A 12,416-nucleotide genomic window follows, 5' to 3' on the forward strand; every position below is an offset into this window, starting at 1 on the left:
TTAGATTTCCCATAGCGTAAGCTAGTAAGACCCCTCGAAGAACACGAGGTTGATAGGTCGGAGGTGTAAGCATGGTAACATGTTCAGCTGACCGATACTAATAGGTCGAGGGCTTGACCAATAAATATTATTACAAAGTTAACTTAAGTGCAATTTTGAAAGAATAATCTTTCAAAAATCTAGTAATGATGCGTCTAAGGGTTACACCCGTACCCATTCCGAACACGAAGGTTAAGACTTAGACGGCTGATGGTACTGCATGGGCGACTGTGTGGGAGAGTAAGTGGTTGCTAGGTAATTAGTATCTGACGATACAGAAAAGACTTCACGATAAGTGAAGTCTTTTTTTTATAAAGGAAAGTATGAAATTTTTGAGTTAGCTAAGCCTATATATTTGAATAGATTTAGAAGTTTTTATGGCTATGCAGTAATAAATAAAACTAATTCGCCTGTAAGTTTATTTTGAAAGATATATGTGTAAAAAATATTATATAATTTTATGGAGAAAACAGATCAAAGGAGTCAAAATGGATTCAATTTACAAGGTTAAACAAATCACAAAACTATATCAAAGTTGCAATAAGTGTGGTCTTCCTGATATAAATTGTATTTGTAATACAATTTCAAAAGTTAAGACTAAAGCAAAAATATGGATACTATCAACAGAAAAAGAATTTTATAGACCTTCAAATACTGCTAGAATTTTAAAGTTAGCCAATCCAGAAGCAACAGAAATATATTTATGGGAGCGAACTAAAAGACCTGAAGAGTTAATTAAAAATATAAATCAGGATATTTATGATGTATATCTTGTTTTTCCTGAAGAAAATAGAGATATAACAAGTGTTAAGCTTATGGATAATTATACTGATAAAACCCCTGCATTCATCCTTTTAGACGGAACATGGAAAGAAGCTAACAAGATACTAAGAAGAAGTGATTACTTAAAAGGCCTTCCAAGAATTTCATTGAGTGTGGATTTTAAATCAGAATATAATTTGAGAAGAGGAGTAGTTGAAGGAAATTTATGTACTATAGAGGCTGCAATTGAAGTGCTAAAGCTAAATAATGATTTAGAAAATGCGACTTTAATAAAAGAGATTTTTGATTTATTTCTAAGTGGATTTAAAGCTGGAATAACTGGACAGAAAATAAAAAAGTGATTCAATTATAAAATAAATTAGGTATAGATATAATATTAATTTGGAAGATAATTAGCTAATAATGAATATTATTAGAAAAAGTTTTTATTTGTAAATTTTAATTTCTTTAAACTTATAATTTGAAATATATATTGATTATGAAAATACAGTATGGAGTAAGAAATATGATGAATATGAAAAAAGCTAAGATAGTTCACGGAACATTAGCTCTTTGGGGAATTGCTGTAGTTTCATTACTAATAGTTGGGTTAAATTAATAGGTTTAAGATATAGTATTGATATTTCTCTTTAAAATGGTTTGCACTTAAGTGGCAGACCATTTTCTGCATTATAATGTGATATACTTGTGGTATAATTGTAATATTATTCAAGTAGTAAATATAAATGTATAAATTACTATATAAAATGTTAAGCAATTTGTAAGAGCTCAAGATTTGGTAATATAAAATAATTTAAGGAGAAGTCAATAATGGTTTTAGCAGAAAATAAAAATGGACAACAGTTATTGGAATACCAAAAGATAACGGAAGAAAGTTTATTGGGAAACACTAAAATTAGACCCGTTACAGGTTCATTTGCGTTTGTAAGATGCGATGGTAAGTATTTAGTTGCTTATAATAAATGGAGAAAACAATGGGAATTCCCTGCTGGTAAGATTGAAGATGGAGAGAGTTATAGAGAATGTGCAGTAAGAGAGTTATTTGAGGAAACCAATCAGAAAATAAGTGACTTACAGTTTAAAGGCGTATTTAAGATATTTGATAAAAATATAGGAGCGGTAAAATATAGAACAGCATATTTTGCTGAGACAGATCATACTGACAAGTTTATAGAAAACAATGAGATGAAAAAGATTATGCTTTGGGATTTAAAAAAAGAAATTGGATGTTTTGATGAAGTGGATATGAAAATGTTGGAATTAATTTTAGAAGTAGGTGATTAAGGGTTTTATTAATAAATTTATTTAAAAAGCTTGAATGATATTCTAGCACAATTAATCATTTACTGAATAGAATTTAATATATATAAGTTTTATTTATAAAAGTAGTATATTGAAGATACTTTAATTTATTAATTGATTTATCAAATTAAATAGAACTTATATAAATGAATTTTCACTTTAATAATAAGCAATGTAACCTGAGCTTTATTATGAATTAAGAAAATATTAAGCAAAGGAGAAATCACGTGATTAAATGCAGGAACTATATAAGTTAGAGAATGCTTGGTATATAAAAATAATATTTGCTGCAATAACTACTTTATTTGCACCATTTAAAATAGCTTTACTTGTGCTATGCACCATGATAATAATTGATACTCTCACAGGATGTATTTATGCAGCTAAAACTAAAAGACTAAATAGTAGGGGGTTAAGAAGAGGATTAAACAAAATCGTAGTTTACTCAATTTGTATCTTAATTGTAAGACTTCTGGAGATAGGAGTACAATCAATTTTTAGTACAACTCTTCTTACTGAATTTATAACAGGTTATCTTATTCTTACTGAAAGTCTTAGTGCACTAGAAAATCTTAATTGTTTAGGAGCTCCCTTACCACTCAGAATAAAGAAAATAATCTTGGCTAATATCAAGAATGATACCTTAAGACAAATTGTAATTGATGATGAAAACAAGAAGGATTACAATGATGAAATATCAGATATAAAACAGTATTGCTTACCTAATATAAATGATGAAAAAATTAAAACAGTTATGCTAATGATGATAAATGAGTGGACAAAGTTTATAAATATACTGGATAAAGAATTAGATGAGGCTGAAGGGTATAGCAATGATTTGATATTATGTAAGGTTTTATCTTTGTTAGAAGCCACGAAAAAGACTATTAGGGATATTTGGATAGACCAAGGTATACCAAAGAATTATATGGAAAGATTCATGATATATCATAGGCCTAGATTGGACAAGTATTTAACAGAATTGGAGGTTATATGTGAAAGCAGCGACTCCATTGAGATGAAAAAAAAGCAAATAACAGAAAAACTCATTATATTGATGTATCTCACTGTTGCAGATGGTCAAAAAAGTATAAGTGAAGAACAGTAAATCGTAAGTTTTGCTTTTTCACTTATAATTAAACCTTAAACATTACTTTCAAAGAAAATAAAGTGATCCTATAATACGGAAGTTGAAAACTTTCGTATTATAGGATATTATGCATTTGATTGTAGAATGATAAATTAATATATTTTATAAGTACTTAATGAGCAACCTTATGATTGATGTGTATGGTTCTGATTTTCTTTATGAACACAAAATTAATTATTTTATGTACTTAATTTTAAATACCAACAAATTCTATCCAACAAAAATATCATCACCGGAATTGTTATTACTATTATTATTATCAGTAGAAACGAATTGCTTTTGAGCAGCTACTGTTAATAATAGACATCCAACGCCTGTAATGAAGTTGCCAAGTACGTTTATTTCATCTGCGCTTTTGTCTTTAGCAAGAGCTAAAACAATTGCATTTGTAAGAATAACAGCGTCCTCTGGACTAAGGTTATCAAAAATTGTCATCACTACACCTACTTATAATTCAATGATAATAAATAATATGAAGTTATTCTTAGAGGTATGAGTAAAACAATTCTATAAAGTATAATTGAATTGTTTTATTTAAAACGGATATATCTATATATTGACAAAATATCTTTTAGAGAATAAAATAAGTATTAACAAAAGACTATGAAGAGGACAAGTAAATAATTTACTGTTTAAAGAGAGAGAAACTCAATGGCTGAAAGGTTTCTTAAATAAGTATTATTGAAAACCACCTCTGAGTTGACTGCTGAAATATATAGTAGGTAGTTCCGTAAACTTGCGTTAAAAGTATTGAGTGATAGAAGTAGCTAATTTAATGCTTCTGTAATTTGGGTGGAATCGCGATTATACTCGTCCCTTTTGGGATGAGTTTTTTTGTTTTTCGAAATTTATACTATTAGTATTTTGTAATTTAAAAACTAAATATTTAAAAGCAATGAAGAGGAAGAGTAAATAGTTTACTGTTGAAAGAGAAGGAAACTCAACGGCTGAAAGGTTTCTTCAACAAGTATTATTGAAAACCACCTCTGAGTTGATTACTGAAGATTAGTAAGTAAATTCCGCAAATCTGCGTTATAGATTTTGAGTGACAGTAGTACATTATAACTGCTGTAATTTGGGTGGAATCGCGATTAAACTCGTCCCTTATTTTGGGGACGGGTTTTATTTATATATCAAGAATTAAGATTTTATAAAAGGAGGACTATCATGTTAAAAGTTATTTTAAAAGATGGCAGTGTTGTTGATTCAAATGAAGAAGATGAAAGAAGGGCTTTAAGACATACCACAGCACATATATTAGCTCAAGCGGTAAAACGATTATATCCAGGTGCTAAACTAACTATAGGTCCAGCAATTGATAGTGGATTCTATTACGATTTTGATATGGAAGAAACACTTACAATAGATTCGCTTAAAGCAATTGAAGAAGAAATGAAGCTAATAATTAAAGAAGATTTAAGACTTGAGAGAAGTGTATTGTCTAGAGAAGCAGCATTAAAGCTTATGGAGGAAAAAGGTGAAACTTATAAGATTGAACTTATAAATGATTTACCAGAAGATGAAGAGTTGACTTTCTTTAAACAAGGTGATTTTATCGACTTATGTGCAGGTCCACATGTACTTTCTACTTCAAAAGTAAAGGCAGTTAAACTGTTATCAGTTGCGGGTGCTTATTGGAGAGGTAATGAAAAAAATAAGATGCTCCAAAGAGTTTATGGCACTGCCTTTGCTAAAAAGAGTGAATTAGATCAATATTTGAATATGTTAGAAGAAGCTAAAAAAAGAGACCATAGAAAGCTTGGAAAAGAACTTAAATTATTTGCTTTAATGAATGAAGGACCAGGATTTCCGTTCTTTCTTCCAAATGGAGTAGTATTGAAGAATAAGTTAATTGAGTACTGGAGAGAGCTTCATAAGAAGTATGGATATGAAGAAATTGAAACACCACTTATATTGAACAGGGAGTTATGGCAAACTTCAGGACATTGGTATCATTATAAGGAAAACATGTACACAGTAAATATTGATGAAGAGGAATATGCAATAAAACCGATGAATTGTCCTGGTGGGATGTTAGTATACAAATCTGAGTCCCATTCTTATAGAGAGCTTCCAATTAGAGCTGCAGAACTGGGAAGAGTGCATAGACATGAGCTTTCTGGCGCTTTACATGGACTTATGAGGGTAAGAGCCTTTACTCAAGATGATGCTCATATTTTCATGTTACCTGAGCAGATCAAGGATGAGATAAAAGGAGTGATAAAACTTATAGATGAAGTGTATGCTCGATTTGGTTTTAAATACAAGGTAGAACTTTCAACAAGACCAGAGAATTCAATGGGAAGTGATAGTGAGTGGGAGATGGCTGAAGATTCACTTAAAGGTGCCTTAGAGGAAATAAATATGCCTTTTAAGATAAATCCAGGAGATGGAGCTTTTTATGGTCCTAAAATAGATTTTCATCTTGAAGATAGTATTGGCAGGACATGGCAGTGTGGTACAATACAACTAGATTTTCAGCTTCCTCAAAGGTTTGACTTGGATTATACTGGTAGTGATGGTGAAAAGCATAAACCTATTGTTATACACAGAGTAATCTTCGGAAGTATCGAAAGATTCATAGGAATATTAATAGAACATTTCGAAGGCAAATTTCCAACTTGGATATCACCAGTTCAAGTTAAAGTACTTCCTATATCAGATCAGTTTAAGGAATATGCTGATGAAATAGTAAAAAAACTAGAAGAAAATAATATTAGAGTTAAGATAGATGACAGAATTGAAAAGATAGGATATAAGATAAGAGAAGCTAGAAACGAAAGAGTTCCTTATATCATAATATTGGGAGAAAAAGAGAAAAGTACAGGAACAATTTCTCTTAGAAGTAGAAAAAATGGTGAAGAAGGTTCTGTAAAAATAGAAGAATTCATATCTAATATCAACAACGAAATTAAGTTAAAACAATTATAACAAAAGGTTGTTTGGAGTATATATCACCGCTTAACAATAGATTTCTGAAAATAATCGTATATACGGGGGGATAAAAATGATAAGAATTCTTTTATGTTGTCTTGGGGGATTTTCTTCAAGTGCTTTAGCCCAAAAGGTTGAAAAAGAAATACTAGAAAATAATATGCAAAATGATTTTTATATCGAGTTTTCTCCATTTCAGTTAGCAGTGAAGAAAGTTTCTGAGTTTGATATTATAGTATGTTGTCCTCATCTAATTGCAGATGTAAAAAAGATTATAAAGACTTTAAATCCTGATATACCTATTTATATTCTTCCACCAAGAATGTATGGAATGATGAGTTTTAATGAGTTATCATTAGATGCTATTGATGTTATTGAGCTATACAATATGAATAGAATAAATCCAGTATATTTTCCTGGGGAAGAGAATACTTTAAGAGTTACAAGACATGTTGCTTATAGAAAAACTAAAGTTTAACTATATATTTTTATAGATTGAATGTTATTTAATACAAAGATAAGCTGAAACCGATAGAGATAGAAAATCTAAGTTGTAAATACAATGACCGTCTATAGTAATATAGAGGGTCATTGTATTGAGAATTATATGAATTCATTAAAAAGAGTTATCTGTTTTCAATAGTATTATCAATATCTATTTTTACAGAGATATTTAGACTTATATCAACTTTTGCAGATGCCTTTTCTAGAGATTCAAGTAATATAATAATTTCTCTAAGGCTATTTGAGTTGGTGTTTTCCTCCAAGATAGTTTTAGCTTCATTAGTAGTTTCTTGAAAAGCAGGTGATTCAGTAATGTCATTCTTTGGTTCTTCTGAAATAATAGGTTCTAAGGTTTCTATTGGTAAAGCAGCTGAAATAGCTTCACTAAGTAATTTAGTCTTCCTTAAAACTTGATTGACATATTTTTTTGTAAAACCTTTACTTGAGATATCTTCAACACTTAGTCCTTCTTCGTAGAGTTTAATGATTTCATCCTTCTTACTAATTTTCATATATAACACCTCTTTATTATTGAATTCTATCTTAAGGGTTCCTATATCGAAACTTAATTTATACTTGTTCGATGGTCCTAGCATTAGGAGATTATCAGCCACGTATAACTTAATAGGCGAGTTAGGAAGCTTATAAAGATGAATTACTTATAGCTAAAAATATAAATTTAGGAATGAGATAGGGCTTTAAAATATCAACTACTTAAATTTATATTAATTAATACAGCATATGTATATTCTATTATGTAGCAAATTATTTCACTTTCTGATAAATATGGCTGATAATGTATAAAGCTTTTTAAACTGCTATTATAAATAGAGGAAAGTCATATAAAGATGTACTAAAATATATAAGAAAATATAGGTGAAATTGTGATTTAAATCAATGTATAATATTGTGAAATTTACTATTATTTAATTAAACAAAGCTTAATTAAATAAGTTTAATTATAAAGTATTGGAGGTATTATATATGAAAGCTTGTGTAGACAGAGAAGCATGTATTGGATGTGGACTTTGTGCATCGATTAACTCAAAAGTATTCTGTATGGAGGAGGATGGAAAGGCAGTAGCAACTGAAGTGGAGATATTAGACTCAGAACTTAGTATTACAGAAGAGGCGGCTAGTTCATGCCCAGTATGTGCTATAAGCTTACAGTAACGAAAATTCAATATATTGAAATTTAGTTGATATTTTGCATACGTGTATAAATTAATAGTTAAATTACAAATGATACAAAAGAGGAATGTAAGTTGATATAAGAACAAGCTAAACTAATGAATATTGCTGCTTTATAAGGAGAACATAAAACTTAAAAGGAGTGATTATTTATGACCAAAAATAAAGGTAACAAACAATATTCTCAAGAAAATAGCATGGAACAGAGGACAGACAGGAATCAGCTTCAAGGAAAAGGGTCAAAAAAGAAGACCAAATAGAGCTTGTCTGTTATAAACAAATAATTATGAAAACAATCCATCTAGATATGACTTCTAGGTGGATTGTTTTTATATCTTAGGCTTGTTAAACATATACAAATACGTTAATCTTTCGTTTTGGCTTGTATTTGAAGAAGAAAGTAAAGATTAGTGGAGTAAGAATATAATAAATTAATTTTCATGGTTATTAAAATATTGTTAAGTATTAAGAGGAGAGTTTTTAGAATGTTCGGAAAATTTAATTATAATTATGATTATGTTTAACATAATTTTCAAAAAATAATGTAAAGTGTGACAAAATGTAGAAAAAAACTTATTATTATAGTATATTTAGTATATATTGCTAATATGTTACAGATTGTTTGGATATGGAGGGGGTACATTGGACGCAAATTTAATTTTCAGCAAGATAGAGCCATTCATAGTAGAAAATAAAGGAGTAATAACTGAGGTTAATGATAGTTTTTTGGAGTTAACGGGTTATAGTAGAAATGTTTTTTTAAATAAGAATATAAATGAAGTATGGAAAATGTTAACTAGATCTAATATAGATGATTTGAAATTAAGAGAAGAAATAATTATCTTTACTAGAGATTTAGAGGCTAAGATTATAAATATAGCAAAGATTATAGAAGAATTCAATGAAAAAGTTATATACAAGTTTATAGAAATAGATGAATTAGATTTTGAGCAAAAAAGTGGATTTTTAGGAAAATTATTAGTTGACGAAAAATTTGGTATTGGAATTTATTTAGCAAAAGATTTCACATTAATAAAGTCAAATGAAACATTTTTTGAATTTTTTCAACAACCATTCAGAACTAAACAGATGTGTTACGGAAAAAAGCTAAGTGATTTAATTCCTGATTTTGTGGGTTCAAAAGAAGAAGGTATATGGGAAGAAATAGTAAGATCAAATAAATCATACTATATATCGGAAAGAAAGGGGGGATTTCCAGATAATGATAGATATTGGGATTATAATATAATACCTATTTCAGAAAATGGAAAGGTAAAATATATTGTTGCCATGATCGAGGATGTTACTGAAAGAGTTTTGAGCAGAGAGCATATAAGGGTTAAAAATGAGCAACTTGAGGCAGTTTTTGATAGTGTAGAAGATATAATTATCATGGTAGATAAAGACGAAAAATATTTAGGTGGTAACAAATCTTCTAAAGTTCTTTATGATTTATATAAGAAAAATGGAAAACTAGAAGATGCCTGCTTTAAGGTATACAATTATGATAGAGAAGAAGTGAGTTTAGAACAACTAGATTTAAATTTAGTAGGCGAGGGTAAAGCTATCAAGAATACTAAAATAATAGTGGAACTTGAAAATGAGGTTAAATATTATGAACTCAGTGGTAATCCTATATTCGATGAAAGTATGAATGTATCCTATGGAGTTTTTATACTTCATGATATTACTAAAGAAGTAATGAGGACAAAGGTAATTGAGAAGCAGAATAGAGAACTAGAAGCTATTATAGAGTGCATAGATGATGTTGTAACTGTTGTAGATAAAGATGGACGATACATTAGAAAAGGAACTAAAGAAGGTAATAAATATGTTAGAGACAATGAAAATTTCTCCCACATTTCCTCAAACACTAGGTTTTATGATTTTGATGGAAATTTAATTCCTGTTGAACAATTGTGTACATATCGGTTATTAAAAGGTGAAAAGATTAAAAACTATAAAAGTATGACAATTGTAGATGATAAGGAAATATATATAAGTGTTAGCGCAATGCCAATCTTTGATGATTTGGGGCAGTTTGAGATGGGGGTTATGGTAACACATGACATCACAGAGTTAATGAAGTCTTATGTAAAAATAGAAAAACAAAAGAAAGAACTTGAGGTTATCATTGAAAATATGAGAGATGGATTGACCGTTCTTGATAAAGATGGAAATGTTATAAAGATAAATAAGGCTTTCAAAGAGATTATGAAAAAAGGAATGATTGTAAAGCCTACCTTTAGTTATGTTACTGAAACTATGAAATTTGGACAAGTATATTATAATGAAAAAGGAGAGGTTTTATCAAAAGATGAGCTACCTTCAATCAGAGTTTTGAATGGTGAGAGAGTAGAACAGCAGAGGGTTATGGTTAAGAATGGAACAAAGAAACATTACGTGGATTTCTATGGAACGCCAATTTATGATAAAAATGATCAGTTACAGTACGGTATTATAATAGCACATCATATTACTGAAATGATGGAAAAAGAAAATAAAATCAGAGAGCAGCAGGAATTACTCTATAAATCTGAAAAGAGTAGAAGAGAAGCTTTAGAAAAGGCCCTTGTAATGAAAGATGAATTTATTTCCTTAATTACTCATGAGTTTAAAACACCATTAAATGTCATATATTCAGCTATACAGTTAATAGAACACGTATATATTAAACAAGTTCCAGATCGTGTAAGTGGTTTGATAGGAAATATAAAGCAAAATACATTTAGGCAACTTAGGTTAGTAAATAACCTTCTAGATATAACAAGATTAAATTCAGGACACTTCAAGATAAATTTCAGAAATGTGGATATAGTGTATTTGACTGGAATGATTACAGATTCAGTAAAGTTATATGCAAATCAAAAGAAAATAAATTTATTTTTCAATACTAATGTGAACAGTAAATTAGTAGCAATGGATGATGAAAAGTATGAAAGAATAATACTAAATTTACTATCAAATGCTATAAAGTTTACACCAGAAGATGGAACTATTACGGTAAATATTAATGCAGATAATGATAAAGAACGTATCTTCATAATTGTAAAAGATACTGGTATAGGTATACCAAAGGCTAAAAAGAACATAATTTTTGAAAGATTTGGTCAGGTAGATAGTAATCTGTCAAGGCAAGCTGAAGGAACAGGGATTGGCTTATCACTTGTAAAACTTCTGGTAGAAAATTTGGACGGAACAATAGAAGTTGAAAGTGAGATAGGAGAGGGAAGTTCATTTACAGTTACATTTCCAATGAAAGAGTATGTTGAAAAAAATGAAAAAAAATATAACTGTATCGATGCAGATACTAGACTAGTAACTGCTATTAGTGTAGAGTTTTCAGATATATATTTTTAATTTCAAGAACGAAAACGTTACATCTCTATATAGCTTTTAATCTTATGGCGATAATTAAGCATTTAATTTTTAATTATATGTAAAATACTGCTATTTTTAATAGCAGTATTTTTTACCTGTTAGGCAAGAAAAGCAGAAATCAAAAGATTATTCCCATTCTTCTATGTTTTCTGCACCATCAAACTGTTCTACTGCCCATTCTATAGCTTCGGTGCTATTTTCAAATCTTTTATGAGTGTTACTTACATAGGCATAAGCTGGATTGTCGTCGGCAGATTGTATTGTGATATTTTTATCCTCACCTATAATTTTTACCTCACCATTTGTTTCTAAAAAGCCACTTAAGCTTTCTATTGTTTCATTCTCATCCATTAATATCATCCTTTCTTGGTAATAATTTGATTATTTAGCTAGCAATAAATATTATTGTACATAAACCTATCTGATTATTCATACTAACTAAAAATAAATTTCTAATGAAAATGTATACATTTAAAGTTATTCTATTTTTGTTCAAAGCTTAAATTTTTAATTTTACTATTTATATAAAATTAAAAATTGTAATATGAACGTTCAGTAGCGTATCTTTAATAATAATAGGTATGCAGTGTTATAGCTTTATAGTCCTATAAAGATGATAAAAATGTAGAATATTAAAATTTAATTGGAAGTTTGATATTTCGAATTAAGATCTCCCTGCATATAATAAATAATAATGGCTAATTCCATTAGAAAATTGATGAACTTACCATATATACCATGAAACCAATGCACAAAGTGGCGAGAAAATAAACTTATGATAATAATTTTAAAATAACAGAAGAGATATTTAGGAGAGTTAAATTATGATAATGATAATGTTGTGTTATATTGTAGGGATAATATTATCAAGCATTTTTATTTTTACTTTAGCTAAAGCATCAATTAAGAGAAATAGTAAGTAATAAAGTTATTGAGCTTTAATTAGGTCATTAGTTAAAGTGTTAGAAAGTTTTACATTAAAACTAATACTTTTAGTTAGAATTAATTATAGGTATCCTAGGTCTAAGTTTAAGTTATACTGAATAACCACAATTTTTCTTCAAATACTAAACATACGGAGAAAGGTGGTTGAATTATGGGTAGAAATCATTTAAAAGTAGAATCTTTGCAT

The 12,416-nt window shown here is 28.9% G+C and carries 10 protein-coding genes, 2 rRNA genes and 2 other annotated features; of the genes, 9 read left to right on the forward strand and 3 right to left on the reverse strand.

Translation table 11 applies throughout. From position 1 onward, the window contains the following. The 5 genes from JHL18_RS06335 to JHL18_RS06355 all read left to right on the forward strand — a co-directional run. Window positions 1–121, forward strand: a 23S ribosomal RNA gene (locus tag JHL18_RS06335); the annotation flags it as partial. Window positions 122–178: 57 nt separating this feature from the next. Further along, window positions 179–296 (forward strand): 5S ribosomal RNA (gene rrf, locus JHL18_RS06340). 231 nt (window positions 297–527) lie between these two features. After that, a complete protein-coding gene (locus JHL18_RS06345) occupies window positions 528–1,163 on the forward strand; it encodes a tRNA-uridine aminocarboxypropyltransferase (protein WP_200267256.1) in 636 nt (211 codons plus the stop codon). A gap of 469 nt (window positions 1,164–1,632) precedes the next feature. Next, window positions 1,633–2,106: an NUDIX domain-containing protein gene (locus JHL18_RS06350; RefSeq protein ID WP_200267257.1), complete on the forward strand. Its 474-nt coding sequence runs from the start codon at window positions 1,633–1,635 to the stop codon at window positions 2,104–2,106. A gap of 253 nt (window positions 2,107–2,359) precedes the next feature. After that, window positions 2,360–3,232, forward strand: coding sequence for a phage holin family protein (locus JHL18_RS06355; protein WP_200267260.1), 873 nt, complete (start codon window positions 2,360–2,362; stop codon window positions 3,230–3,232). A 252-nt stretch (window positions 3,233–3,484) separates the two neighbouring features. Here the strand turns inward: JHL18_RS06355 and JHL18_RS06360 are convergent, their stop codons facing one another. Next, on the reverse strand, window positions 3,485–3,709 hold the full coding sequence (locus JHL18_RS06360; protein ID WP_200267262.1) for a hypothetical protein: 225 nt from the start codon (window positions 3,707–3,709) through the stop codon (window positions 3,485–3,487). A 159-nt stretch (window positions 3,710–3,868) separates the two neighbouring features. Continuing rightward, window positions 3,869–4,095: a binding site (T-box leader), on the forward strand. A 65-nt stretch (window positions 4,096–4,160) separates the two neighbouring features. Then, window positions 4,161–4,382 (forward strand) — a binding site (T-box leader). A gap of 59 nt (window positions 4,383–4,441) precedes the next feature. Between JHL18_RS06360 and thrS the strand changes: the two genes are divergently transcribed. Then, complete coding sequence (thrS, locus tag JHL18_RS06365; RefSeq protein WP_200267264.1) at window positions 4,442–6,205, forward strand: threonine--tRNA ligase; 1,764 nt, start codon at window positions 4,442–4,444, stop codon at window positions 6,203–6,205. 76 nt (window positions 6,206–6,281) lie between these two features. After that, a complete protein-coding gene (locus tag JHL18_RS06370; RefSeq protein ID WP_200267266.1) occupies window positions 6,282–6,686 on the forward strand; it encodes a PTS sugar transporter subunit IIB in 405 nt (134 codons plus the stop codon). A gap of 148 nt (window positions 6,687–6,834) precedes the next feature. Here the strand turns inward: JHL18_RS06370 and JHL18_RS06375 are convergent, their stop codons facing one another. Then, entirely contained in the window at window positions 6,835–7,224 is a 390-nt protein-coding gene (locus JHL18_RS06375; RefSeq protein WP_200267268.1) for a hypothetical protein, read from the reverse strand. A 472-nt stretch (window positions 7,225–7,696) separates the two neighbouring features. On the opposite strand from JHL18_RS06375, the gene JHL18_RS06380 reads away from it, so the two are divergent. Next, a complete protein-coding gene (locus tag JHL18_RS06380; protein ID WP_200267270.1) occupies window positions 7,697–7,885 on the forward strand; it encodes a ferredoxin in 189 nt (62 codons plus the stop codon). Window positions 7,886–8,545: 660 nt separating this feature from the next. Next, window positions 8,546–11,263, forward strand: coding sequence for an ATP-binding protein (locus JHL18_RS06385; RefSeq protein WP_200267272.1), 2,718 nt, complete (start codon window positions 8,546–8,548; stop codon window positions 11,261–11,263). A gap of 147 nt (window positions 11,264–11,410) precedes the next feature. Here the strand turns inward: JHL18_RS06385 and JHL18_RS06390 are convergent, their stop codons facing one another. Continuing rightward, window positions 11,411–11,635 (reverse strand): hypothetical protein, encoded by a 225-nt coding sequence (locus JHL18_RS06390; RefSeq protein ID WP_200267275.1) that lies wholly within the window; start codon window positions 11,633–11,635, stop codon window positions 11,411–11,413. Window positions 11,636–12,416 lie beyond the last annotated feature (781 nt).

This window comes from Clostridium yunnanense, assembly GCF_016595795.1.
Taxonomy (GTDB): domain Bacteria; phylum Bacillota; class Clostridia; order Clostridiales; family Clostridiaceae; genus Clostridium_AR; species Clostridium_AR yunnanense.

Excerpts from the sequence above, each read along its gene's own strand:
- JHL18_RS06370 (WP_200267266.1), top strand. The coding sequence starts at position 6,282 with ATGATAAGAATTCTTTTATGTTGTCTTGGGGGATTTTCTTCAAGTGCT.
- JHL18_RS06380 (WP_200267270.1), top strand. The coding sequence starts at position 7,697 with ATGAAAGCTTGTGTAGACAGAGAAGCATGTATTGGATGTGGACTTTGT.
- JHL18_RS06355 (WP_200267260.1), top strand. The coding sequence starts at position 2,360 with ATGCAGGAACTATATAAGTTAGAGAATGCTTGGTATATAAAAATAATA.
- JHL18_RS06350 (WP_200267257.1), top strand. The coding sequence starts at position 1,633 with ATGGTTTTAGCAGAAAATAAAAATGGACAACAGTTATTGGAATACCAA.
- JHL18_RS06375 (WP_200267268.1), bottom strand. The coding sequence starts at position 7,224 with ATGAAAATTAGTAAGAAGGATGAAATCATTAAACTCTACGAAGAAGGA.
- JHL18_RS06360 (WP_200267262.1), bottom strand. The coding sequence starts at position 3,709 with ATGACAATTTTTGATAACCTTAGTCCAGAGGACGCTGTTATTCTTACA.
- thrS (WP_200267264.1), top strand. The coding sequence starts at position 4,442 with ATGTTAAAAGTTATTTTAAAAGATGGCAGTGTTGTTGATTCAAATGAA.
- JHL18_RS06390 (WP_200267275.1), bottom strand. The coding sequence starts at position 11,635 with ATGGATGAGAATGAAACAATAGAAAGCTTAAGTGGCTTTTTAGAAACA.
- JHL18_RS06345 (WP_200267256.1), top strand. The coding sequence starts at position 528 with ATGGATTCAATTTACAAGGTTAAACAAATCACAAAACTATATCAAAGT.